The 25678-nt window shown below is 37.1% G+C and carries 26 protein-coding genes and 2 pseudogenes; 16 read left to right on the forward strand and 12 right to left on the reverse strand.

The features are described from left to right. Positions 1-54 precede the first annotated feature (54 nt). The 8 genes and pseudogenes from QPK98_RS12120 to QPK98_RS12155 all read left to right on the forward strand — a co-directional run bounded on the left by QPK98_RS12120 (position 55) and on the right by QPK98_RS12155 (position 4464). Positions 55-390: a hypothetical protein gene (locus QPK98_RS12120; protein ID WP_310993701.1), complete on the forward strand. Its 336-nt coding sequence runs from the start codon at positions 55-57 to the stop codon at positions 388-390. 217 nt (positions 391-607) lie between these two features. Beyond that, a complete protein-coding gene (gene tnpA, locus QPK98_RS12125; protein WP_310993702.1) occupies positions 608-1066 on the forward strand; it encodes an IS200/IS605 family transposase in 459 nt (152 codons plus the stop codon). Between the two features lie 286 nt (positions 1067-1352). Then, positions 1353-1406: pseudogene (locus QPK98_RS12130) on the forward strand (hypothetical protein); the annotation flags it as partial. Between the two features lie 30 nt (positions 1407-1436). Then, on the forward strand, positions 1437-1592 hold the full coding sequence (locus tag QPK98_RS12135; protein ID WP_310993704.1) for a hypothetical protein: 156 nt from the start codon (positions 1437-1439) through the stop codon (positions 1590-1592). A gap of 84 nt (positions 1593-1676) precedes the next feature. Then, positions 1677-1823 (forward strand): N-6 DNA methylase, encoded by a 147-nt coding sequence (locus QPK98_RS12140; RefSeq protein WP_310993706.1) that lies wholly within the window; start codon positions 1677-1679, stop codon positions 1821-1823. A gap of 35 nt (positions 1824-1858) precedes the next feature. After that, positions 1859-2029 (forward strand): N-6 DNA methylase, encoded by a 171-nt coding sequence (locus tag QPK98_RS12145; RefSeq protein WP_310993708.1) that lies wholly within the window; start codon positions 1859-1861, stop codon positions 2027-2029. Positions 2030-2034: 5 nt separating this feature from the next. Continuing rightward, positions 2035-2848: pseudogene (locus QPK98_RS12150) on the forward strand (HsdM family class I SAM-dependent methyltransferase). A 416-nt stretch (positions 2849-3264) separates the two neighbouring features. Then, positions 3265-4464, forward strand: a complete 1200-nt coding sequence (locus QPK98_RS12155) for a serine hydrolase domain-containing protein (RefSeq protein WP_310993711.1) — start codon at positions 3265-3267, stop codon at positions 4462-4464. 87 nt (positions 4465-4551) lie between these two features. Here the strand turns inward: QPK98_RS12155 and QPK98_RS12160 are convergent, their stop codons facing one another. Further along, positions 4552-5367, reverse strand: a complete 816-nt coding sequence (locus QPK98_RS12160; protein ID WP_310993713.1) for an SDR family oxidoreductase — start codon at positions 5365-5367, stop codon at positions 4552-4554. Positions 5368-5587: 220 nt separating this feature from the next. Here QPK98_RS12160 and QPK98_RS12165 point away from each other — a divergent pair, with 220 nt between their 5' ends. The 4 genes from QPK98_RS12165 (at position 5588) to QPK98_RS12180 (ending at position 9605) form a co-directional block, all read left to right on the forward strand. Beyond that, positions 5588-6487, forward strand: coding sequence for a DMT family transporter (locus tag QPK98_RS12165; RefSeq protein ID WP_310993714.1), 900 nt, complete (start codon positions 5588-5590; stop codon positions 6485-6487). Positions 6488-6530: 43 nt separating this feature from the next. Further along, a complete protein-coding gene (locus QPK98_RS12170) occupies positions 6531-7637 on the forward strand; it encodes a mechanosensitive ion channel family protein (RefSeq protein WP_310993716.1) in 1107 nt (368 codons plus the stop codon). 57 nt (positions 7638-7694) lie between these two features. Beyond that, positions 7695-8591, forward strand: a complete 897-nt coding sequence (locus tag QPK98_RS12175) for a LysR substrate-binding domain-containing protein (protein ID WP_310993717.1) — start codon at positions 7695-7697, stop codon at positions 8589-8591. A 75-nt stretch (positions 8592-8666) separates the two neighbouring features. Then, a complete protein-coding gene (locus QPK98_RS12180) occupies positions 8667-9605 on the forward strand; it encodes a YeiH family protein (RefSeq protein ID WP_310993719.1) in 939 nt (312 codons plus the stop codon). 149 nt (positions 9606-9754) lie between these two features. Here the strand turns inward: QPK98_RS12180 and QPK98_RS12185 are convergent, their stop codons facing one another. Both QPK98_RS12185 and QPK98_RS12190 read right to left on the reverse strand, forming a co-directional pair. Further along, entirely contained in the window at positions 9755-11080 is a 1326-nt protein-coding gene (locus QPK98_RS12185) for an NAD(P)/FAD-dependent oxidoreductase (RefSeq protein WP_310993722.1), read from the reverse strand. A gap of 143 nt (positions 11081-11223) precedes the next feature. After that, entirely contained in the window at positions 11224-11661 is a 438-nt protein-coding gene (locus QPK98_RS12190) for an RrF2 family transcriptional regulator (protein ID WP_310993724.1), read from the reverse strand. A 439-nt stretch (positions 11662-12100) separates the two neighbouring features. Here QPK98_RS12190 and QPK98_RS12195 point away from each other — a divergent pair, with 439 nt between their 5' ends. Beyond that, positions 12101-12418, forward strand: a complete 318-nt coding sequence (locus tag QPK98_RS12195) for a hypothetical protein (RefSeq protein WP_310993726.1) — start codon at positions 12101-12103, stop codon at positions 12416-12418. Positions 12419-13074: 656 nt separating this feature from the next. Here QPK98_RS12195 and QPK98_RS12200 read toward each other — a convergent pair. The 5 genes from QPK98_RS12200 to QPK98_RS12220 form a co-directional block, all read right to left on the reverse strand. After that, complete coding sequence (locus QPK98_RS12200) at positions 13075-14187, reverse strand: GIY-YIG nuclease family protein (RefSeq protein ID WP_310993728.1); 1113 nt, start codon at positions 14185-14187, stop codon at positions 13075-13077. 104 nt (positions 14188-14291) lie between these two features. Then, complete coding sequence (locus QPK98_RS12205; RefSeq protein WP_310993730.1) at positions 14292-15020, reverse strand: YggS family pyridoxal phosphate-dependent enzyme; 729 nt, start codon at positions 15018-15020, stop codon at positions 14292-14294. Between the two features lie 145 nt (positions 15021-15165). Continuing rightward, a complete protein-coding gene (locus QPK98_RS12210) occupies positions 15166-16050 on the reverse strand; it encodes a phosphosulfolactate synthase (RefSeq protein ID WP_310993731.1) in 885 nt (294 codons plus the stop codon). 383 nt (positions 16051-16433) lie between these two features. Then, positions 16434-17816: an MmgE/PrpD family protein gene (locus QPK98_RS12215; RefSeq protein ID WP_310993732.1), complete on the reverse strand. Its 1383-nt coding sequence runs from the start codon at positions 17814-17816 to the stop codon at positions 16434-16436. Between the two features lie 425 nt (positions 17817-18241). Next, positions 18242-19180, reverse strand: a complete 939-nt coding sequence (locus QPK98_RS12220) for a LysR family transcriptional regulator (RefSeq protein WP_310993733.1) — start codon at positions 19178-19180, stop codon at positions 18242-18244. A gap of 739 nt (positions 19181-19919) precedes the next feature. Here QPK98_RS12220 and QPK98_RS12225 point away from each other — a divergent pair. Next, positions 19920-20681: a YebC/PmpR family DNA-binding transcriptional regulator gene (locus tag QPK98_RS12225; protein WP_310993734.1), complete on the forward strand. Its 762-nt coding sequence runs from the start codon at positions 19920-19922 to the stop codon at positions 20679-20681. Between the two features lie 237 nt (positions 20682-20918). Further along, positions 20919-21371: a DUF420 domain-containing protein gene (locus tag QPK98_RS12230; protein WP_310993735.1), complete on the forward strand. Its 453-nt coding sequence runs from the start codon at positions 20919-20921 to the stop codon at positions 21369-21371. A 213-nt stretch (positions 21372-21584) separates the two neighbouring features. Here the strand turns inward: QPK98_RS12230 and QPK98_RS12235 are convergent, their stop codons facing one another. The 3 genes from QPK98_RS12235 to QPK98_RS12245 all read right to left on the reverse strand — a co-directional run bounded on the left by QPK98_RS12235 (position 21585) and on the right by QPK98_RS12245 (position 24053). Further along, entirely contained in the window at positions 21585-23423 is a 1839-nt protein-coding gene (locus QPK98_RS12235; RefSeq protein WP_310993736.1) for a DUF885 domain-containing protein, read from the reverse strand. 255 nt (positions 23424-23678) lie between these two features. After that, positions 23679-23822 carry a hypothetical protein gene (locus tag QPK98_RS12240; protein ID WP_310993739.1) on the reverse strand — a complete coding sequence of 48 codons (144 nt, stop codon included), beginning with the start codon at positions 23820-23822 and terminating at the stop codon, positions 23679-23681. 39 nt (positions 23823-23861) lie between these two features. After that, complete coding sequence (locus QPK98_RS12245) at positions 23862-24053, reverse strand: helix-turn-helix domain-containing protein (protein WP_310993741.1); 192 nt, start codon at positions 24051-24053, stop codon at positions 23862-23864. Positions 24054-24219: 166 nt separating this feature from the next. Between QPK98_RS12245 and QPK98_RS12250 the strand changes: the two genes are divergently transcribed. Then, positions 24220-24807 carry a hypothetical protein gene (locus tag QPK98_RS12250; RefSeq protein WP_310993742.1) on the forward strand — a complete coding sequence of 196 codons (588 nt, stop codon included), beginning with the start codon at positions 24220-24222 and terminating at the stop codon, positions 24805-24807. A 247-nt stretch (positions 24808-25054) separates the two neighbouring features. On the opposite strand, the gene QPK98_RS12255 is transcribed toward QPK98_RS12250, so the two are convergent. Next, complete coding sequence (locus QPK98_RS12255) at positions 25055-25678, reverse strand: hypothetical protein (RefSeq protein WP_310993744.1); 624 nt, start codon at positions 25676-25678, stop codon at positions 25055-25057.

The following is a 25678-nucleotide window of genomic DNA, read 5'->3' on the forward strand; positions in this document are numbered from 1 at the left end:
AATTTAACTAACTCATAATGATGCTTTTGAGGTGTTGGCAACCCTATCCGCAATATGCTTGGTTGTCAACATTTCAATACCAGTAATATACAACACCAAATCGTCCAAAAAATTGAGATTGGTTTATCGGTTTGTGATACCATTGAAAAAGACCTAACAGCCAGTTTAGAAAAAGTCCAGGCATTACGCCAAAGTATTCTTAAAAAAGCTTTTGAGGGTAAATTGTTAAGTGAAGAAGAAATTGCAGAATGTAAATTAGATAAGGAGTATGAGCCTGCTAGTGTTTTGTTGGAGAAGATAAAAGCAGAGAAAAGGAGAAGAAAAAATGAAAAATGGAAATTATATCGCTCTTACAGAGCTTTAAACAAAACGCACCTATGGTGCTATTAATATTTTGCTCCTCTGGAGCTAGCAAAAATTAAAAAAAATAATTTGAAACAATTGCACAAGAAAAACAAGTATTAAAAATGCCACAGCGTGACAATATATTAATATTTAAAAAAACAACAGGTAATAGCTCCACAGGAGCGATAAAATAATAAAGCCACAGCGTTAAAAGAAAAATTTAATAAATCAAAATTAAGCTCAGTAGGAGCGACATATTAATATGGCAAACACCTACACACAATTATATTTTCATATCGTATTTGCCGTAAAAGGCAGACGAAACCATATTTCAAAAAAATGGAAAGATGAATTATATAAGTACGTAACAGGCATAATATCAAATAAAAATCAAAAATTGATGATTATTAACGGTATGCCTGACCATATTCATTTGTTAATCGGAACAAAACCTAATTGTAATTTATCAGATTTGGTACGAGATATAAAAGCAAATTCTTCAAAATGGATTAATGAAACACAATTCATCAATGGAAAATTTGAATGGCAAACAGGCTTTGGTGCTTTTACGGTAAGTCAATCAGGTGTAAAAAATGTGATTGAATATATTAAAAATCAAGAAGAGCGTCACAAGAAAAAAACATTTAAAGAAGAGTACATTGAATTTTTAAACGCATATGAAATTGAATATAAAAATGAATATTTGTTTGATGATGAATAATATTTCGCTCCGCCGGAGCTATTCATTTTCGCCACGATGTGGCTATTAATATCCTGCACCCCTGGTGCTATTAATATTTTGCTCCTATGGAGCACAAAACAAATAAATAATAAGCCACATAGTAACAGCCACAGCGTGGCGGCATATTAATAAAACAAAAAGAAACAAAACGATAAAAGCTCCAAAGGAGCGACATAATTAAGAATAAAAGACAACGATAAGCCACATCGTCGCGATATATTAAAGTAAGAAGAAAGAAAGGACAGACAGTTCAATCATATCAAAAATATGGAACCTCGCCAACGTACTTCGTGATGATGGTGTTGGTTATGGATACTTAGAACAAATTACCTATTTGCTATTCTTAAAAATGGCAGACGAGCTAAATAAACCACCTTATAACAAAGGTTTGGTTTTTCCAAAGCTAAAAGATGTTGAAGGCAACGAGGTTGCAGATGCAGAAATAGCCAATTGGGAAACCTTATCTGGCAAACGTGGTGCAAAATTAGAATCGTTTTACAGCTAATTATTGCGTACGCTTTCTACATAAAAAGGAACACTTTGACAAATTTTTATCAAAAGTCAGAATAAAATACAAGACCCAGCCAAATTGCTAAAAGTCATCAATCTCATTGACAAAGAAGATTGGAGTATGATGGGAGCCGATATAAAAGGTAAAATCTACGAAGGTCTTTTAGAGAAAAACGTAGAAGACACCAAAAGTGGCGCTGGCCAATATTTTACCCAAGAGCATTGATAAAAACAATGGTAGCTTGTGTAGAACCAAAACCAATGAAAACCATTGTTGATCCTGCCTGTGGAACGGGTGGTTTCTTTTTAGCAGCTTACGATTGGATTGTAGAAAACAACAAATTAGACCGAGAAGAAAAGGAATTTTTAAAGAATAAAACCTTTCACGGAAACGAAATTGTTGCCAATACTCGTAGAATTTGCTTTGCTTAATGAATATGTATTTGCACAACATTGGCGAAATAGATGGCGAATCGTTTATCAATCCGAACGATGCTTTGATTTCAGATGATGGCGAACGTTACAATTATGTGTTGGCAAATCCGCCTTTTGGTAAAAAAAGCAGTATGACGTTTACCAACGAACAAGGCGAAATTGTAAAAGAAGATTTGAGCTATAACCGTCAAGATTTTTGGGAAACCACTTCCAACAAGCAATTAAATTTCTTGCAGCATATAGTCACAACTAAAAATAAATGGTGAGGCCGCAGTGGTGCTTCCCGTTAACGTGCTGTTTGAAGGTGGCGCTGACGAAGAAGTGCGGAAGCAATTAATGCAAACTACAGAATTGCACACTATTTTGAGGTTGCCAACTGGTATATTTTATCGTCCTGGAGTAAAAACAAATGTGCTATTTTTTAATAATAAACCAGCTAGTAAAGACCCTTGGACAAAAGAAGTTTGGTTTTATGATTACCGATCAAACGTTCATCATACACCAAAGAGAAGTCCTATGCGTCAAGAGCATTTACAGAAGTTTATCGAATTATACAATGGTAAAAACATTCACAAGCGAAAGGAAACTTGGTCTAAAACCAACGAAGATGGCAGATGGCGCAAATATAGTTATGAAGACATCATTGCGAGAGACAAAACGAGTTTAGATGTTTTTTGGTTAAAAGACAGTAGCTTAACCAATTTAGACAATCTACCAGCCCCAGACATTTTAACGAATGAAATAATTGAAAACATAGAATCTGGACTGAGTAGTTTTAGAGAAATAATGGAAACGATAAACGGAGAATCGGAATAACCAAGACCTAGATCAGCACTGAAGCTTTAGAGGCAAAACTAAACGTAAGCCTATAGCTGTAGAATCCCACTTACCAATATCGTTAAGGCTTTTTTCTACGTTGGACGAATTCACAACCTCATAACCCTCAGGAAAATAAACTTCGATTAAACATTTGTAAAAGTGGCATATTTTTTAAATTTATAATTCACTGCAGCAACCTCCGCTTTACTTTAAGACCTACGACTTACGATATACAACTAGAATTGTAATAGATTTAAATTAGGTTAACTTCATTTTATATATTTTTGAAATGTTTCTATTTAATTGGAACTTCAATAGCTAAAGTGGCATTTTTTAAAAATACGCGAAAAGTGTACTATTATTTTAATCGGACACTACTTATAACTAACATTACATTCATCTAAAACCTAATTATGAAAATTAAAACAGCATTATTAGTATTTGTCTTGGGTTGCAGTATTGCTTTTATTTCCTGTAATAAAAATGATAACGGCGATAACAGCAGCGATGTACAAGCATCAATGCAGCGGGTTGCAGATAGTATTTACAACAACATTTACGACAGATGGGGCATAGAGCAAGGAGGAATCCACCTGTACATTGCTGGGCCTTCTGGGGAGTATATGGCTTCCAGTAACATTACGCCAACCCCAAGGCCGCAAACTCATTTTAGAATTGCAAGTATATCCAAAACATTTACTGCGGCTTCAATTATGTTGCTTCATCAAGAAGGGGCGTTAAACATTGACGATTTAATAAGTGAATATTTGCCAAATACACCGGCTTATGATATTCCGTATAAAAATCAAATTACCGTCAAGCAATTATTACAGCACCGCGCAGGTGTTTTTGATGTTACCAATAACGATTTGCCAGAAACAATCAATGCGCCTTATGCCGGAATGAAGTATGAAAACTACATTCGGGATCAAGATGATACGCATACCTTCACTTTTGATGAAATAGCGAGCATAAATGCTGAACACCAGTTGAGTGCAGCTTCGCCAGACGTTGGTTTTTTCTATTCTAATACAGGATATGCGCTTTTAGGGAAAATAATAGAAGAGGTTTCAGGTATGCGCTATGGTGCGTTTATAGATCAAAAATTTGCGGTTCCATTGGGTTTAACTGAAACGTATAGCCCTTGGAATGGAACCAATACTGAAATGAGAACGCCTTATATCAATTCCTATTTACACCTTGTAGGGAATGGAGTATTGGAAACTCCGGAAGACAATGTTTCTATGCACGTAAGTTCTGGGAATATCGTTTCCACTCCTAAAAATGTTACAACTTGGATGCGATTACTTTTAACTGGAAATGCCGGAATTAACGCTGAAAATGTAGCATTGATGCAGCAGATGATGCCCGCGAACGATGGTCAGGAGCTATATGGCCTAGGCTTGATTTATGAAGAAGGTACCGGCTATGGGCATAATGGAATTCATAAAAGCCATGTGTCGGCATTACGATACAATCCCGATACTGAAATATCTGTTTTGGTATCAGCCAATTTTCTCAGATTTGACCCTAGTGATGCGGAAAGCGTTAAAGACCTCGGGTATCTAGTTCGAGATGCATTATTGCCTGTGGTGGTGGAGTATCAGAAATAAACCTGCGCAACATTTTATAAAACTATACAGCTGTAAGTAAACATGTTAAATTGTTTTATGTTAAGTGTTACTTTAAGGCTATTTTTGTTATGCCTCCTTTAAAAGCTGGGTAACAATGCCACCATCTACCAAGATATCACTGCCGGTAATAAAGTTTGCTTTTTCGCTGATTAAAAACTTAGCAACTTCAGCAATATCTTCTGGAGTGCCATTTCTTCCTAGCGGGGTGAGTTCCTTCATTTTATTTATTCGTTCTGGATGTTCTTCCGCAGCTTTAAGCCCCATTGGGGTCATAATTACTCCTGGTGAAATAGAAACAATCCGCGCAGCTTTTCGCCCAATACGGAACGCATTCTTCTTGAGTAATAGCAACACACCTCGCTTTGCGAAGTTGTACATAATATCGGCATCTTCATTGACAAATTTGGCTACTGTTAAAAACGAATCTTCTTTTTGAGGGTTTAATAAAGCTGTATCATATTCAGGATTTGCAGGAATGGTATGACCCATAATGGAGGAGAATAGCACCAAAACTGAATCTTTTGTAGCGATGTTATAAAAAGCGTCAATAATAATGTCAGTGCCTACCAAATCTATATCGAACACTTTTTTTATGTTTTGTCCGCTTCCGCTAACGCCCGCCGTATGTATTATACCACCAAAATCTCCTTGTTTTTTGGAAAACGCCATAAGTTTTTCAACATCGTCTTTTTTGGTTATGTCGCAGGGCATACCTACCGCATCAAAACCCTTCGCTGTTAAATTTCCTACCGCTTTTTCAACGGCGGTTGCTGCATAATCAGTCAGTATTACCTTATATTCCTTTAATGCTAAGGCACAGGCTGAGCCAATACCACCGGCACCGCCAGTAATTACAATGGATTTCTTTTTAGTCGAGGTCATAAGTCAGTGGTTTAAAAGTGATTGGTTGAATGCTGACAAACATATAGTTTAACAAGAAGATTTAATATGATTTATATCAGCGTGTTAACTGGGACTATTCGTTAAAACAAGACTCGACAAGTATGTGGCAATGTTATTTTGAACTTTTTAGGCTATCTGGAATAAAAAATAGGTAGCAATTTCAATACCATGGCGTAATTGCAACTATCTTTGCCGGCTTATGGGGAAACTATTTGAAAATCGCTGGTTTTTATTAACTATAATTGCACTTACTTGGGGCAGTTCGTTTATTTTGATAAAAAAATCGTTGTTAGCGTTTACACCGTATCAAATTGGTGCATTTCGGGTTGCGGTGTCTGGAATTATCCTGGGGTTTATAGGTTTTCCCGCTATTCGAAAAATGACCAAGAAAACACTTTTTTGGGTTGCCTTGACTGGCTTTTTTGGAAATTTTGTACCCATGTATCTTTTTCCAATTGCTCAAACACGCGTTAGTAGTGCGCTTGCTGGAATACTTGATTCCCTAGTGCCGGTTTTTATTTTGGTTCTTGGGTTTTTACTTTTTGGAATAAAGAGCAAATGGACACAGGTTATAGGTGCAATTATTGGTTTTGCAGGCGCTGCACTGCTTATGTATTTTTCCGAAACAACCAATGAAGAATCCAAACTAGGTTACGCACTTTTAGTGGTTCTAGCAACAGCTTGTTATGCCATGGCAGCATTAATAATAAAAGAAAAACTGCAGCATGTGAAGCCTTTAAAACTTTCTGGTGCTGTTTTTTCAATATGGATGATACCTTCCTTGATCATTCTTACTTTTAGTGGTTTTTTCACCAATTTTGAAGCAAATCCACAAGCCTTGGAGGCGTTGGGATATTTAAGTATTCTAACGGTCTTGGGTACTGCTGTTGCAATTGTGCTATATTACAAGTTAATTCAAAATACCACTCCTGTTTTTGCGAGTACGGTTACATATTTGCTTCCGTTGGTGGCAGTAGGCTGGGGGATATTAGACGGTGAAAAATTTAGTGTTTGGTATGTATTTGGCGGATTGCTTATCTTATGGGGAATTTATTTAATTCGGGAAAAGAAGAAAAATGTAAGGCCAGTAGCGCGGTAAATTTCAGCAAAATAAAATTGTTTTAAACACAAAAAGTACAACTATGATAGAGTTTTTTGAAACCTATAAAATGCAGTTGATTTATACGCTAATTATATTGATTTCCGTATTGATCTTGCGCTTTTTAACTTCCGTTTTACACAAATGGTTGGTTGACCAGGAACAAAAGAAATTGCCGGGAATTAGACCTAGGGCTGTAAATTTGGTAAAGCGAATTTTAAACTCTCTTTGGCTGGTACTAGGGGTTATGACCTTTATTTATATGTTTTTTGGTGATGAATACCAAAAGTTTAAAAATGACTTTAAACTCGTTTTATACCTTGGTACGGTAGCGGTTATTACTATTGTAGTGGCTTCATCGATTAATATTTGGTTTAAAAGAAGTGTTGAGCGCAAAGTGACTGAAAATGAAGATCCCACTGCCTATAAATTTTTGCGGTATGTGGCTGTATTTGGTGTTTACGCAACTGGAACCCTGATAGCGCTATTGGCGTTTCCATCTTTAAAAGGCGTGGCACAGACTGCTTTAGGTGGGGCAGGGGTTATAGCGCTAATCGCTGGGGTGGCATCACAAGAGGCCTTGGCAAATTTGGTGGGTGGTGTTTTTATAATTTCTTTTAAACCCTTTAAAATTGGAGATATCATAAAAGTAACCGACACCATGGTAGGTACGGTCACCGATATTACCTTAAGGCACACCATAATTCGGAATTTTGAAAATAAAATGATTGTAATTCCCAATGCGATAATCAATAAAGAAAAGCTGGTAAATTATGATTTGGGCGAATTGAAAATCTGTGAACGTATAGAGTTTGGCATTTCCTATGAAAGCGATTTGGTTTTGGCAAAGAAGATTATGCAAGAAGAATGTGAAGCCCACCCATTGATTCTTGATAATCGCTCACCGGTAGCGATTCGAGATGGCAAGCCTTTGGTGCGTACCGGTCTAATTTCCATAAACGAATCTACATTAACAGTGCGGGCATGGTGCTGGGCTAGAAACTTTGACGATGCTTTTAATATGCGATGCGATATTCTGGAAAGCGTAAAAAAACGTTTTGATGCCGAAGGGATTGATCTTGCTTACCCACACCGAACAATAGATTTTAAGGACAAAAATTTGTTTAAGAACAGAAAAGAGGAAAATTGAATTTTTACCATGAAATATGTGAGGTGATGCGAAGTAACCATAAAACAATGCGAAAAAATGGATTTTAGGCTAAAAGTTTTTAAAACCGTTGCTGAAGAGTTGAGCTTCACAAAAGCCTCAAAGTTGTTGTTTATATCGCAGCCTGCCGTTACTAAACACATTAATGAACTTGAGAAACAGTACGGAAAACCACTTTTTAACCGTCATGGAAACTCAATTAGCCTTACTTCAGAAGGAGAGATTTTTTACGATTATACAGTTAAAATAATTGAACTGTACATCAAGCTGGAGCAGGAGTTTATGGACAGTGATAACAGCCTTCCAAAAACAATCCGTCTTGCGGCAAGTACAACCATAGCGCAGTATATATTGCCGTCTTTATTGTCAAAATTTAAACTGATTTATCCCACGGTTTCAATAACCCTTATTAACGAAAACTCTGAACGTATTGAAAATCTAGTACTCTCAAAGGAAACCGATCTTGGCCTCTCTGAAGGGACTACTCATAACCCCAAGCTACATTACGACGCTTTTATAAAAGACGAAATTGTACTCACCACTCGAATTGAAAATATACAATTGCGAAATGACGAAATTAGCTTAAACCAATTGAGTGAAATTCCTATTGCAATCCGTGAGTCGGGTTCTGGAACTTTAAATATTATTGAAAATGCACTTCAAGAAAAAAACCTGAAGCTTCAAAAAATGAATGTTCAAATTCAGTTGGGAAGCACCGAAAGCATCAAAAACTACCTTTTGGCATCAGATACCTATGCGTTTCTTTCAATACATTCTATAGCCAAGGAACTTAAAAATCATAGCCTTAAAATTGTTGAAGTAGATGGTTTACGTATTGAACGTACTTTTCAGTTTGTGAGTCTTCATGGCGATTATGATAAAACCGCTGAACGACTTAAAAACTTCTTTCTCTCACATTATAACCTAATGGAATAAAGCATAACAAATTGTGATGAAAATTATTCGGGAAAACATCGCAAATTTGTAAGGTAAAACGAAAAGCATTTCATTATGGAAAAGAAGAATACTAAGAACACAATTATAAAAGTGGCTTTTATTTTGGCCATGGTGCTTTGCATTTCTGGGTATATAAGCAGTCCTGTGGCATTGGTTGGCGGTTTCTTGTTTTCGTATTTTCTGGGACATCCATTTTTAGACCTCAATTCAAAAGCGGTTAGCTGGCTTTTAAAAATTGCAGTGGTGGGCCTTGGTTTTGGAATGAATTTGGTTGAAACCTTTAACGCAGGGAAAGATGGGTTTCTTTTAACGGTGTTCTCCATAGCAGCAACGCTGATCTTGGGCTATTTTCTAGGTAAAATGTTGAAGATGGATCGAAAAGGCTCGCATCTTATCAGTTCGGGGACTGCAATATGTGGAGGCAGTGCAATTGCGGCTGTATCACCAGTTATCAATGCTTCAGAAAAAGATATTAGTATTTCGCTCGGGGTTATTTTTCTTTTAAACTCCATTGCACTTATTGTTTTTCCGCCGCTTGGGCATTTATTTGGTCTTAGTCAACATCAATTTGGGCTGTGGTGCGCCATTGCCATTCACGATACTAGCTCGGTTGTAGGTGCTGCCTATACTTTTGGAGAAGAAGCTTTAAAAGTAGCTACAACGGTAAAACTAGCCCGAGCACTTTGGATTATTCCGCTTTCTATTCTTTCAGTTTTTCTTTTTAAGGGAAAAGGGAAAAGCATAAAAGTACCGTATTTTATTTTCCTTTTTATCCTAGCCATTATAATGAACAGTTATCTGCCAATTCCAGATCTGATTACTGAAGGCATTACCAGTATTTCGAAGTCATTGTTAGTGCTTACGCTATTTTTGATAGGAGCGGGGCTTTCCGTAGATAAAATTAAATCGGCAGGATGGAAGCCTATGATTTTGGGAATATCGCTATGGGTGTTTATATCTATAAGCTCTATTTTGGTTATCCTTTCACTTTAAGAACGCATATATACATTATATATACGGCCGTTTCAGAAACTGAAACGGCTGTATTGCTTTACTCCAAATAGAGCTCAATTCCTTTGTTGTGGCGGATTCGCGTTTTTTAAGAACTCATAATACTAATGCACCGAGCTTTTGAATAATGCTTAAACTTGCATTTTTAAAAGTTCGTTATGGGGTTTTTCATAAGTAGTACATGAGTTGCATTTAGAACGGTCTGTAATTAGCCGTACGCCTCTTTTATAGGTGAAGTAATTCCAAATCCATTCCACGAATACTCGGGTTCTATTTCGGAATCCGATTAAGCTAAGCACATGGATAAACGACCAAAGGAACCAAGCGAAGAAACCACTGAATTTTAGTCCTTTTATATCGGCAACAGCTTTTGCGCGACCTATTGTTGCCATTGTTCCTTTGTCAATATAATTAAACTTAGCGGTTTTTTGTCGTTTTCCTCCCTGTGCGAGAAGATTTCCAACAAACTTTCCTTGTTGGGTGGCAACGGGCGCCAAGGCGGGTAAGGGTTTTCCGTCTTTCCCTTTGCTATGTGCCGAATCGCCGATAATAAAGATATCTGGATACTCCGGAATGCTTAAATCTGGACTAACAAATACACGACCGGTTCTATCTTGTTTCACTTTTAATGAATCTAAAAGGGAAGACGCTTTAATTCCGGCTGCCCAGATAATATTTGGGGTTTCTATAGATCCCACTTTAAGATGAACCTTGTTCTTTTCAATATTTGTTACGGGGGTATTCAGTAAGACTTTTACGCCCATTTTTTTTAAGGTTTTTCGAGCTTTTTCGCCTAAAGATTCGGGAAAAGCATTTAGAATTCTTGGCCCAGCTTCAATTAAATAGATTTTGGCATCTTCTGGTTTAATAGTTTTATACCCGTGTTTGGAACCATTTCCAGCAGTTTCAGCAATGGCTCCGGCCATTTCCACCCCTGTGGGGCCTCCGCCAATAATAACATAGGTTAGAAGCGATTTTCTTTTGTTATGATCTTGAAGTTGTTCGGCTTCTTCCATAGACATTAGCAGCTGTTCTCTAACTTTTAAAGCATCAGATACCGATTTCATTCCAGGTGCGTATTCTGCCCATTCTTCATGCCCAAAGTAGTTGTATTGAGCACCGGTAGCCATAACCAGTTGGTCGAACGTAATTGAAGTTCCATTTTGTAAATGAACCGATTTATTTTTAGGGTCTATCTTTTTTACCTCGGCTAAAATAACCTTTGCCTTTGGGTTTTTATTGATAATTGCGCGGATAGGAGCAGCGATATCGCCAGGAGATAATTCGGCCGTAGCAACTTGATATAAAAGAGGTTGAAATAAATGATGGTTTAGCCTGTCGATTATAGTGATATCAACATTGGCATTTTCCAAGGCTTTTGCAGTTGCAATTCCGCCAAATCCACCACCTATAATTACTATATGTTTACGTCTGGTATTCATTTCATCTTTTTTCATCGGTATATAGTTTATTTTATACATCCTTGAATGCTAATAACTTTTATAGCATTTTGTGCTACAAAGATACAAACAATTCCATAGAAGATGTGTTTATCCGTTATAAAATAACATCGCATTGGTAAATGTAATTTTAAGTTTGGTTACTGTGGGTTTTTAAGGAAGGCGATGCCTGTACTGAGGTTTTCAGCTAAGCTTTTAATAGTAGTGTTTTTAAAAGAATTGTGCATTTTATCGCGGGTCTTGGAATACTCAAAGTGCATGGGGCAGGGGTGGTCATCAGAACACTGGTGAAGGCCGAAAACACAGTCGGTAAAAACTCCGGTTCCATCAATGGCACTAACCACATCAATTATTGGTAAACTGAGCTGGGTTTCATCGCAGTAAAACCCGCCATAAGGACCTTTAACAGATGTAACAATTTTACTTTTGTTTAATGCTTGAAGAATCTTACCCGTAAAGGCTTCGGGCGCTTCAATTTCTTCTGCTATTTCTTTAACGCCTACCTTAATTTTTTCCTTGGCTTTGGAAGCGATAAAGACAGTTGCACGGATGGCGTATTTACAGGATTTTGAAATCATATTGTATTTATAAAGCTAAAGTAATCTTCAGTTTCAAAGGTAAGCAAATGATTAATAGAAGGCTGATTTCTCTTTTCGTAATTCTATTTTAATGAAATTTTAAATATTTTTTTGTTTATGATTTCACTTGTAGCATAAGTTTATATAAACACCTTTTAAATATTGATTATAAATGAATTAATCTATTTATTAAACCCGTAATTACTTTAAGTTATAGCTTGTTTTACACTACAAAACAGGCTTTTTTTCTTGTTAGAATGAATTGTTGTTGTTTTGAAATAGTGCCCTTCAATTGTTTTAAAAAAAGTTGCGTTATGCTGGCTGTTTACCGGTTTGGAATTAAATCATTTTATACTATTGATAGTAAGGTATTCTCTGTTTTTCTTGCTTTCGTTTTTTAAAATTCTTAAATTAGAAGAAGATAAAAAAAAAGAATACTATGGATATTGTAAAAACAATTATGGAGTTTTTTAAGAAACCTGAAGATGAAACTGTCAACGATGCCCCAGAAGGCGTTTGTGCCTTATGCTGGGGGTATCAAGAGTACGATGGTAAAATACGGGAACTGTATAAAGATAAGCAAGTAGATGTAAACAACAATAAAGACTCATACATGCTTATTCAAGGTTTTGTAAAGGAACATGTTGATGGGTATCAAGTTAAAGATGGATTAGTTCACGTGTGCCCTAATTGCAAAGAACTAGAAGAAGGAAAGGATAGAATCGAAAAGTACGATTTATCGGAAGAAGCGATCTAGTGAAAATTTTATTGGTTTCAAATTGAGTTGAAAACTATGTGCTTTAGTAAATCTCGCTTTAGCTTCTAAAAACTTTCGCCACGAATTCCGCGAATATTCACGAATCTATTTATTCTCTAAAAATGCACTTAGATGAGACGAGACTTTATTAATTTCACGAATCAAACAGACTTTCTGTCTATTTAAAAAATCTATGGTACTTTGGATCATAGTGGTTTATTTACAAATTTTCGAATGTCCGTAAGGCATCATAATATTTAACCTAGATCTAAAGGATATTATTAAACCAGCCCTGAAAGGGCGAAAACATCGTAACATCGGGCAGGCAAGGCTCGGTGGTGCAAACCTATGACACACAAAGCCCTGAAAGGGCGTAATACATATTGCCCTTTCAGGGCTGGCCTTAACCGGTTATGTGCAGAAAAGCTGTTAGGGTTTTTGTTAGAGCTTTTGCTAGAGCGTTGCTTATCTTATGGTATGTTGCCTTATCAAAACATAATTATTTTCGATACCTAAAAAGGTTCGCTTGCAGACGCAATAATTAACAGATAATTAGAACCAACCAATCATATTACTGATCGCGGATATTCATTAAAAATTTATAGTTTGGAATCCTATTTTTGGGAAGACCGAAAATCTGCAATTTATTGTGGTAATCAATCTTTAGTCATGATCTCAGTAACTGAGTAATGCTTGCTATTATCGCAAAAATAGTTGAGGTTTTTTAGGGAGAGCTTTAGTAGTTTTCGCTTAATGCCTCTTTTGGGAATGGTGATTCTAGACTTTAGATTAGGATGTTCAATAACGAATGGAACAATCAGTTCTTTCCCAAGACTTTTCACTCTTTTTTGAAGATAAAGTATTGCTGAAACCAGAATTTCTTCTTTTGAAGTATTTAGTTTTGGTTTAAAAGTGAAGGTATTGGTTTGCAAAATAGCACTTTTCCTTACCTGAAGAAAATTGACAAATGCCTGAGTCTCTTCAATACGAAGGGTGAAAACATCTAAATCGCCCATTTTTGTATCGATAATCTCACTGCTCGCTCTGTATTCTTTAATAAATTCTAATTTTTGTTGTAGCCGCTCGGCTTTTTCAAACTCCATTTCCTCAATGTTTTCCCTTAATTGTTTTCGCAATAGCCTGGTTACAGACGCAAATTTGCCATTAAAAATATTTCGTACTTGTTGAAGACCGATATTGTATTCGGCCATCGTCAATATTTTTTCCTCCTGCTCACCATCTTTCATATAGTACTCTGGACTCACTTTAAGCTTTCCATTTTCAGTTATACGAATAAAAAGCTCAGTATGATTTTTCCGAAGTGGGACAAGGCTTCTGATTAATTCCAACATTTCCTTTATTTTACCAACATTCGTAAAAGGACCAAAATATTCAGAACCATCTTTGATCCAGTTTCGTGCAAGGAATACTCTTGGGAATGGTTCGTTTTTAATAACGACAAACGGATAACTTTTATCATCTTTTAAGTTGATGTTATAACGAGGTTGAAAATGCTTGATAAGGGAATTTTCCAATAGCAGCGCATCTCGCTCGGTATTAACGATGGTAAATTCAAGCCGATTGATGCTTTCCACCAAATTCTGAGTTTTTCTGCTATCGTAATCTCTGGTAAAATATGAAGCTACTCGTTTACGTAAATCTTTAGCTTTACCAACATAAATAAGTTCTCCCGCCTTATTGAAGTATTTATAAACTCCAGGTAAGTGGGGGAGGTCTGCCAACATTTGCTTAGTCTTTTCGCTAGTCATAGTATGCTTGCATAGTTTAATTTACAATTAGTAGGTGAGATTGAATAGGTTTTTTTTATGAAACAGAATCTAATTATCACGATGCTTTTCTATACTTCCAATTTTTATTTTGTCTCGTCCCAATAATAGCTGTCTGGGTAAATGCGTTCCCCAAAAATTGCGGTACCAACCCGAACAATTGTTGCTCCTTCCTCTATAGCTATTTCTAGGTCGCCACTCATTCCCATGGAAAGCTCTTTCAAGGAAACTCCTGGTAGCTTTAATGCCATAGCTTCCGTTTGAATAGTTTTTAATAACCGAAAGCATTTTCTCACTTTTTCAGGCTCTGAGCTAAACAGTCCGATGGTCATTAGGCCTTTTATCTTAATGGTTTCAAATTGAGAAACATCTTTAATTAAGGCTAAGGCATTTTCGGGAGAAACCCCAAATTTACTATCCTCGTATGACGTGTTTACTTGAATATATGCATTGATTGTCTTGTGTTCAGAGAGCAGGCGATTGTGTAATTTCCTAGCTAACTTAACCCGATCGATAGATTCTATACACGAGGCATATTGAATAACATCTTTTATTTTATTGGTTTGTAAATGCCCAATAAAATGAACCTCAGGGCTGCAGGCTGCAATCGCTTCACATTTTTGCTGTAATTCTTGGGCTTTATTTTCACCTACAAGCGTTTCGCCTTGTTGTAAAGCGAAATTAATCCGGTCTGAGTCTACTGTTTTTGTTGCCAATAGAAGGCGTACTTCATCAGGGTTTCGACCCGCTTTTTTACAAGCAGCCTGAATTCTTTTGTGAATTGTTTTTAAATTTTGTGTGATGGTTTCCGACATTTCGCAATGTTTTATTTCTAACAAAGATACAGATAATAATAGCAAAACGGATACTTCTATCCGTTTTGCTATTCATGTATTTGAGGTTATGAAAAATCACCTACCAAGCTGAAAAATACATCAGAAACGGCAGGTTTTCTTTTAGTTATTTATAGGTGACAATTCGTCCCCAAATGTCATTGGTTCCCCAAATTCCTTGACGTGTAGCTTCAAGTTGAACAATTTGGCTATGATCTACAAATAGGTTAACCTCTGGTCCATAATTTTTGATATACCATTTAAAAACCTGTGGATCTGCTGCTTCAAACATTACGTTTTCCAAACCGAGCTCGCTGATGAATTTTGCTGGAACGCCTACTTTCCAAGGATTGGCGTTTTCGGTAACACCTTCAGACTCCATCATAATGGTATAAGCTCCGGCATCTAAGAAACGTTTTGCTTGTTTTGTAGCGTATTCTACGTCTTGAATTCCTTCAGCTTCGTACTCAGCAATTGTTCCATCTCCTCCAGCTCCAAACTGAACGCCAATTTCAGGTTTTGCTTTTAATCCAGCCTTTTGAACTTCTTCAATTACGCGCAACCAGTCGTCGGTTGGAATTGAAATAAATCCTGTGGAAATTTCAATAATATCAAAACCTAGGGCCTTACACTCGTGAATATATTTTTTTACTGCATCTTTTCCTTTGGTAAGTACGTATTCCATAAATCCACCGGTTGAAGATAACACGCCATATTGGTGTGCTAAATCGTTGATAGCCTTAATTTTTTCAGGGTTCATAAAGGTAAAGGATCCACCGGCAAATTTGATGCTATCTACATAGTTTCCGCTGGTTTCCAAAAGGTCCTTGAAGTAGCTTAACCCAAAATTGGAGTAATAGGCTGCTCTAATTTCCGTCATCCCTGTTTTTCGAGGTTTCTCTGAACGATCATTTCGTTGTAACCAATCAAAACCGACTGGGTTTACAATGAAATTTTTATCTTTTCCATTTAAATCTTTTGGATCTTTAATAAGTTCTTTTGTGTCTAACATGATATTTATATTTAAAGGTTAAATGATTTTTTTTTGATTGACTTAAGACGATAGGAGTGAAGGCTTATGACTAAATCTTTGTAGCTTTTTACCAGTTATTATGGTTTGATGCTTCTGTCCACCTTCCCCAGTCCTAAAGGGTGTGCGCACAGAAATCATCTTGGTTCGCTTTAGGGATTGGGTAAAACAGGAGGGTTTCTGTTCTAGGGTCAATAGTTACAACTTATCTTATTTTGATAAGGAACATGTACTATGCCTTAATCCTTTTCGCCTTATGTCATTCTTCTAAATCATTAAAAATTATTAATTCAGTTTTTGATGCTTTGAGAATATTTCCACCCTTTAACCCTAGTGGATGTCAGGGAGGGAAAGAAAAATTCATTTTAAACCTCCATCAATTGAGGTTTTCCAACAGTTTCAAGAAGTTGCATCAGCTCCTTGATATTGTGTTTTTCCAAGTTTTTTACGGTGTAAATAATTTCGTTTCTAAGCTCTTCGGAAATAAACGCTGCTGTAAGGTTATTGAATTTTGATATAATAAACTCCCAAGAAGCAGGCCGAGAGGTGAAACCTTCATAATCGGTTTTCTCAACGTATAACTCTTTACCATCTTTGAATTTTATGGTTATATCATTCGCCATTTCAAATGGGAAGCGATCAGAGTATTCTTTTTTCTCGTTTACTTGTACTTTTTGAAGCAAGTTTTGAATATCCGTTTTTTCAATTCGCTCTGGAGTATATTGTTTTGGAAGCACATTGCCATCTAATAAAACCGCCGCCATCATATAGGGTAAACTGTGATCGGCTTCTTCTTTGGTGCGTATGTTTTTCTTACCGCCTTCTTCGCCGCCGCCAATGATATTGTAAGCTACATCGAAAGTATTTAACACGATACGCTCAATTCCGGCAGGGTCAAATTGGTGTTTTCGCTTTAAGTCTTGTAAACCTTCCAAAGTTGCTTGCGAGTGGATTTCGGCATTAAACTTTTTAATAATGGTTTTTGTAACCCGTTCTAGATCTTCTTCTTCCCAATTTAAAGTGAAGTCTCCTGCAATGGTTTCCTTAAAACCTTTGTTACCTTCAAAAACCTCTTCTGGTCCTGTAATTCCGCGCATTGCCAAGAAAGCTGAATGAGTGGATGTCCATCCGGTTGAAGGGAAGGCTAAACCTTTCCAATGTGATAGGTTTCCGGTTCTTGAAACTCTTAGTGCGTTATAAGCAGTTGCGGCAATGGCAATGGCGTTTGCTGTTTTCTCTTTATCTAGGCCCAGGGCATAAGCTGCTCCGGCTGCTGCGCCATAGGCACCTTGTACCGTGTGGTCAAAACCTTTATCTCTTACTGGAGCCTCATCGCTCAATCTACATTGCACTTGATAGGCAATGGCCAGAGCGGTTAGGAACTCTTTCCCATCCTTATCGGCGTATTCTGAAGCTGCCAAAACACTACCTATATTATCTGAAGGATGGCAGGTTTCATTTTTTGCCAAGTAGCTATCGTTAAAGTCTAAATAGCGCACGAGAGTTGAGTTGTAGAATGAAGCTCTGTCTGGTGCATTTTTCCCGCCACCTATTAATGTTGACAATGGATTTCCGCCAAAGTCGTCTAATTGTTCTTTTACCATTTTTACAGGCTCGCCATTAAGGGCGCCAATGGCACATCCTAAGGAATCGAGGAGTCGGATTTTTAGTTCCCGAACTGCAGCTTCAGATAAGTCTGAATACTTTCGAGAGTTTACGAAGCTTGCTAATTTTTGTACTTCTGTCATGGTATTTTGTTTTTAGATTATCTCTTATTTTGATGATATAAAAGTACAGGGAAAGAACAGTGAAGTCAATGACACAAAGGCGATACGAAGTATAGCTAAAAGCGATAGCTTCGGTATATACGCCAAGCAGACGCTCAGCGACCTTACATTTGTCACCGTGTTTTTACTTGCAGTTTGAAGTATTTACGAATAGCCCAGCGGTTTTAACCCGGGGGTAATGAAGTGTGAATAGACTGAATTGAGCTTTAGCCCCAAAACAAGAACTTGATTAAAACTATCATTCAGGTTAGGGGCAGGCTCAACCACTATAAATCACCTAACTTGGGATTCTTTGTTGAAACTAAAAGAAAACTTCTTTGTAGGTTTAAGAGGTTTCATGATTTGGTTTTGGCGTTTAATTCTTTTTAAAGCAATCTTAAAGCATCTCAATTATCCTCTAAATCAGCAATCAACTTCAGTTCAATATCTTTAGGAATGCTTTTGATAATCTCAGAGAGGATTACTTTGGAGAGTCGTGTTTTTTGAAATCCACGTGGGGCAACAAAACTAATGGTTCGGCTTAATACGGGATCTTTGATGGAGCGAACCATTTCTAACCGGCGTTCGCCCATATATAGGCAGGCCAATTGCGGGATTAAAGTAAGGCCTCCGTTTCGGTCTATAATCTTACGGATGGTTTCCGGAGAACCATTTTGAAAGCTAATATTTTTTAAGTTTTTATTTGAGATTTGGGTGGGAAAGCGTTGTGGCTGCTCTTCTAGAAAGTAAGTTTTTAGATATTCTGGTAGTATAAGTTCTTCCCACGGAATATCGGTCCATTCTACGTTTGAAAGTTTCGAAAGCTTATGGCCACGACCTACATAAAGCACAAATTCCTCTTCAAACAGCGAGGTTTCATAAAAGCCTTCTTTAGGAAAAGGAGTGATTGAAATGGCACCGTCGAGCGCGTCCATCTCAAAATCAGATATCATTTTTGTAGTTCCCATTTCAAAAATATCCAAATTCAATTCCGGGTATTTTTTTGTTATTTGTTCCGTAAACAGAGGGATAAGGTATGGCGCAAGGTTGGCGAGAACACCGAGCCGAAAGTTACCGCTTGGTCGATTATCTTTCTTTTGGGCTATGGAGACAAAGCGATTTTCTTCTTTTAGAATTTTTTTTGCCTGTTCAATAAGGTCAATTCCTTTCATGGTAGGGGCTACGGGATGCCGGGTGCGGTCAAAAATCATAATGTCGAATTCCTGTTCTAAACGTTGTATTTCTCTACTCAAGGTAGATTGTGCAACATCGCAGTCTTCGGCGGCACGCGAAAAATTCCGATGGGTATCTACGGAAACAACATATTTCAATTGATGAAAATTCATAGGTTTTTCATTCTGTGATTTAAAACTTTTATAAAAGTACTATTTATCTGTGAGGGGAATGGCATTTTTGATAGTTCGTATTTTTAACTGAGTAGTCTCTAGGTATTGCATTTTACGCTTTTCAAGATATTGGTGTCCGACCAATATTTACGATGTTCGGTGTACGACCTACGTCCTACGACTTATGACCAAAGACCTACAACTTGCTTTACTAGGGAGGGAGGTGTTGGCTAGACTAGTAATGGCTTGAAATGCTTAGCTTCATTTTATATGCTTTTAAGACGTTTCTGTTTAATTAGAAATCCAATTCCAAGGTGTCATTTTATCAAAAACACGCTATAAGTGTGCTATTATTGAAACAAGTGAGTTTTAAATTATTTTAATCGGATACTATTATTTTTTCATTAGTGTCCGATTAAAAGAGTGAGAAAATTTGTTGGGTCAAAGATAATAGGCAATTAGAATATTTTTATTTAATGACAGCATGCTATTATACTTAGCATCAAAATTTATCGATTAAAAAGTATGTTTAATCAATTTTATCTAGTTTTCAATCTATTAAAAAGCAAGTCTTACGTCTTATGTCTTTCAGCGCAGCGGTCTTATGTCTTAGTCGGACACGACTATTATTTTTTGATAAATAGTGCGCGCGCATAAGCACCGGTGTAGGTCTTTACTTTCTTCTCTGACTAACAATCTTTATCTTTGGTGAAAATCAAAGAACTTAAAATTTTACATTGTGGCAGGACATAGTAAATGGGCAAATATCAAGCGCCGGAAAGGAGCGCAGGACAAAAAACGAGCGAAGGAGTTTACTCGTGCAATCAAGGAGATTTACGTTTCTATTAAGGAAGGTGGCAGCGGTGATCCTGATGCCAATCCCGCTTTGCGAAATGCCATTGCGAACGCCAAGGGAGTCAATATGCCTAAGGACACCATTGAACGCGCCATTAAAAAAGCCAGTGGTGATGATGCAGAGCGGTATGAGGAAGTATCCTTTGAAGGGTATGGGCCTCACGGAATTGCCTTTTTTGTGGAATGCACCACTAACAATACCAATAGGACAGTAGCATCGGTACGGGCCATTTTCTCCAGAAACGATGGAAGCCTGGGGGTGAACGGTTCTGTGGAGTTTATGTTTGAACGAAAAAGTGTTTTTACTATAAAAGAAGAATCAATCCCGATGCCCTTGGATGAGCTGGAATTGGCTCTTATCGAGTACGGCGCAGAGAAAATGGAGTTGGAGGAAGGTTTTTTGACCATCTACGCCGATTTTACCGATTTTGGTAAAATGTCGCAGGCTTTGGAACAAATGGACATTGAAGTTGTTAACTCCACCTTGAACCGCATCCCTATGAATACGGTGGAACTTTCAGTGCCCGACGCAAAAAAGATTTTGGATCTCGAAGAACAGTTCGAAGAAGATGATGATGTTCAAAATGTTTATCACAGCTTGGAGGTCACCGATGAGTTGATTGCTGCAATGGAGAGCGAAATGTAAAAAGTTTTTTGCACGCCTTCTTCAAGAGATAGCACTTTTAAGGGTTTTGTGTGGCGTAATTCCTATAAACCATAGGTCTTGAGAAAAATCCCTTACTTTTTTCCGGGCTATAAAGTTTGATTTATTGACTTGGTATAAAAGATATTAGGAATTCTATTTTTTTAAGCTTCCAAAAGTTTCCATATTTACATTTTAAAGACTGAAAGTTTATACCATTTTAATTTAATACAGCATTCCATGAATTTCACCGTTCTCATTATGACCGCAGTTTTGCTGCTCACCCTCTTTTCTCCTTTTGGAATTTATTACGGTGTAAGCCTCGCGAAAAAGAAAGAGTATAAGACCCACCGAAAAATCCAAAACACAATCTTTCTTATCTGTGTGCTCGGCGTGTTGGCATTGGAGGTGTTGATTCGGTATTCTGGAGGATCGGGGAGTTTGGCGTCAAAAAGTGACTATCACGGCTCTAGTTTTTTCACCATTACTTTAGTTTCCCATATAATCGTTGCGGTCTTAACTTATTTATTATGGACCATCCTAATTATTCTATCCAATAGAAAATTTCAGAAGAATCTGCCAGGTAAATTTTCAAAAACCCATAAAAGACTGGCTTATATCGTTTTTGGCGGATTGATTTATACTGCCATTACGGCTTTGGTTGTGTATTTGATGACTTTGAACTTGGTGTGATTTGTTGTCTAGAAAAGAAAACAAATGCGGTACAGCTAGTTTGATGAATATTGAATTGACTGGCTCTAGTTTAGAAAAGCTATGATGTTTTAAACCCAGCGTAAGTCCCATCCCCTCTTTTTAGGAACGCGAGAGGACTCGCGCACCAGCGACTATTTTCAATTCTTTAAAAATTTATTCCAGTCCTAATATTTGTTCACACCAATTTAGAAATCAACTATTTACCTTCTTAGAAGAAATATATTCATCTACAAACTCCTCCAAAACATTTAAGGGAATGGCGCCGTGGGATAGCACCACTTCATGAAATTCACGAATGTCAAAATATTCACCTAACGCATTTTTCGCCTTTTCGCGTAATTCTAAAATTTTCATCATTCCAATTTTATAGGCGGTTGCTTGGCCGGGCATAACGATATGTCGCTCTACCATTTTTACAGCATCTAGTTCTGCGTTTGGCGTATTCTCTGTATAGTATTCAATTCCTTCTTCTCGGGTCCATTTTTTAGAGTGAATTCCCGTATCCACTACCAATCTACAAGCTCTCCACAGTTCCATTGCCAATCGGCCAAAATCTGAATACGGATCGGCATAAAAGCCCATTTCCTTTGGGATGAATTCAGAATACAAGCCCCAGCCTTCGGTGTATGCCGTGTAGCCGCCAAATTTTCTAAACATCGGTACGTTGTCCAATTCCTGCTGAATTGCCAATTGCATGTGGTGGCCGGGAATCCCTTCGTGATAGGCCAAAGCTTCCATTTGATAAGTTGGCATCGATTCCATATCGTATAAGTTTGCATAATAAATACCAGGTCTTGAGCCATCGGCTGCCGGACGGTTGTAAAATGCTTTTCCTGCAGATTTCTCTCTAAAAGGTTCAACTGCCTTTACAATAAGTTCTGCTTTTGGTTGGGTGATAAAAATTTCGTCCAACCTTGTTTTCATACTGTCAATTAAAAACACAGCTTCTTTTAGGTACGCAGTTCTCCCTTTTTCATTTGCAGGATAATAAAACTGCTCGTCTGTTCTCATAAATTCAAAAAATGCCGGTAAATCGCCTTCAAATCCAACGTGTTCGCGGATTCTATCCATTTCTTTATGAATTCTGGCAACTTCTTGCAATCCTATTTCGTGAATTTCATCTGCAGTTAAGTCGGTAGTGGTGGTTCTGTTCAGTGCATTGTTATAAAATGCCGCACCGTCGGGAAATTTCCACGCGCCATGATCCTTTGTTGCTCGTTCCTTTTGTTCATTTATAAATACAATAAGTTCTTTATAAGCTGGTTGTACCGAAGTCAATAAAGCTTGGTTTGCTTGAGTTTCTAAAGTGACTTTTTCTTCATCGTCAATATCCAATTGATTTATTTTCTTCATAAAATCTTCCAACAAAGTACTTTGAGTATCAGAATTATCGAAAGGTTGCCCCACCAATAAATTTTCTGAATCCTGCGCTACTTTATCGTAAACAAACTTAGGGGGAGCAATACCATTTGCTTCCCGTTCTTTTAAGTTCGCAACCACTTGGGCAAAGTAATCCTTAAAGCCATTCAGCCTAGAGATATACGCCTTGGCATCTGCAACATTATCAATTTGGTGCATGTTTATCAAGAATGCCGGCATACCAGATTGCGCCCCGTGCATTTGGTTTACAGGGTAGTTGTATAATCTGTATTGATAATCGTCGATGTCATTTTCCAGTTTTTGGCTATAGAGTTTATAGCTCAACAAAGCCTCTTTAGAAAGCGCGTTTACACTTATGGAGTCTGTTAACCAAGCAAGTTCTTCCTTATTGATTTGAAACTCTTTTTCTACAGCTTCAGGCGAATTATCGTCTAGTTTTCCGTAGTCCTTTTTTATTCCAAGTCGGGTTTGAAATTGAGGAGAACGATCTACTCTGGCATCAAATGACTTTTGAAAAAAATCATTTGCTTTATTGGATTCTGCCGCAATTTCCTCGTCGGTATATGGTTTTTCAGTTTGTTCGGTTTTACAGGAAATGATCGCAGAAATAGTAAGGAGAATCGCTATTGGTTTTAGCACTGATTTTATCATCGTCTTTTTGGCTTTTCAGAATTTTTTTCTAAATATAATGTTTTTTAACTAACCACCTGTCTAAAGCGGAAATAACCGAAGCTAGAGGCTTGTAAAATTGTTATGTGTAGGAGCGGCCAAAAGAAAGTCTATATAGTTCAAGGATGTGAAGGTAAGTCTAGGATGAAATTGAGAACGAAATCGAGGCTTTGATGCTGAAGTTGGTTGTTGTAGGGTAAGGAATGCTTGGGAATTTGGGTACTGGGATGAGAGTTGTTAGGGAACGCGAGCGGACTCGCGCACTAGCGGGGGTAGTTGTTTAGTGAGGTGCTTTAAAGAGCTCTTTGCGTTTTCTTTCATTTTATAGGCTTGGCTTCCTGTGTTGTTGAGGTCTTCGACATTTTTGATTCTGGTTTCCATGACTACTATGTTTAACAATCTTCTCATTTGATTTGAGCTTTAGGGAAAGAAATAATTGGAACGCGATGCAATCGCGCACCAGCTGGGGCTCCTCTTATCGCAGTTTCGTTTAAGCTCCCTGCCTATAGTGGTTTTATGGAAACCCAGAAGATTACCAATGTATTCCTGTGTTTTTCCAAGTTCGTGTAATGCCGCAATTTCATATCTTTGCGCTAAGGTTATCTGACTCATATTGCAATTTTTAGACGGAGAACAATATAAGCAAATATCCATTCAGGGAGAGGAGGGAAAATATTCCCTTCTTTCTTCTGAAAAAATATTTAGCAAATTATCATTCCGCTAAAAGTTGCGTTTATTAGTTGAACTTAAGAAGTTCATAAAACTAAAAACTAAAATTATGATTAAAAAATGTATATTTCTATTATGTCTATTGATGTTAAGCATTGGTGCTGTCGCACAAGATTTGATGGTAAAATCAGACGGAGAGGAAATTGAAGTAAAAGTTCTCGAAATTACCCCTGATAATATAAAATTTAAAAAACAATCCAATATTGACGGGCCTCTTTATATTGTGAATAAAAGTGAAGTTAAAGAAATCATATTTGAAAACGGTGACAAAGAGGTCTTTCCTACAACTTTTAAAGCTGTTGATTCGCGGAAAGCCATTTTCGTAAAGACTACTGCCGATAGTAAAACTGCCCCATCTCAAGACTTATGGAAAGCAGAGATTGAACGCCATTCAAGTTTAAGAAAAGTGAATAAGGAAGAAGAAGCAGATTTAATTTTCGAGTTTCGTCTTCGGAGAGCAATGGGAGAAGCGAGAGTTAGTGTTGTGGTTTATGACTCTAATAATAAAGAACTCTGGAAATCGAAGCGATATAGAGGGACAACAAATGTTTTTAATAGAATGAGTCCTACGTTTCATGGCATCAGGAAGTGTATGGATAAAGGAGTAATACGAGAAATGGAGAAAGGAACTTTTTAAGTTACAAAATAAAAAAATCGTTTTAAACAAATAAGCTTGGCTAAGTTCTCTTTAATGAGTTTTAAAAAAGAGCAACTTCTAAAATTACCAACTTACGTTCATCCCAATCAAAAGACTGGGCTTGTATGCCGATCATTGTCCCAATTTAATCGGAACCAGCATACGCGATCAATAATTTTGGTCTAGGTTTTTCAAAGAACTGATGCAAATATTGTGCATTGGTGTGCAGAGTATTTGCACAAAGCAATTAATTATATTCAACAAACTTAAAATATGGATCCCTTAATTGACCTTCTGCCGCACCAGCCATCGGATTGTTTACTTTAAAGGATTCAATATAAATCTTATTAGTGATTTTGTTGGTGCTAGAAATTCCGCCAGTCCATTCATATATCCCTTGTTTTGGCCTTTTAAAGAATCCAGCTTCTAAAAACATAGGTATAACACTATATAATCCATTTTCGGTTGCTCTGTTACCACCATACACATTAGAAATAGACTTCTTCATTGTTTCTGTATTAACTACTTCTTGAACTGCAAAAAACTTTCCAAATTTTTGCAAAACATCAAATGAAAATGGAAAGGCACTATTTAATAAAGCAATTAAAATAATATCGCGATCCACCTTCTTTTTGATTGCGGTCTTAACTTCAGCTGAATTCTCTAACAATAAACCATTTAATGGATTTCTTTGAATCACTTTATTTACAATTCGCAATGCCTTTTTTAATCTATTCTCACCATCGAATTCTAAGCGCAATTGTTCAAGCACGTAGTCATTACTGTAATTGTCATCCAGATAGCTTTCTAAAGCGATATAGAGCGTATCTAAAGGTATTCTTTGGTTGATATCAATTGACTTATTCTTCAT

The organism is Aequorivita marina, from assembly GCF_031631895.2.
Lineage (GTDB): Bacteria > Bacteroidota > Bacteroidia > Flavobacteriales > Flavobacteriaceae > Aequorivita > Aequorivita marina.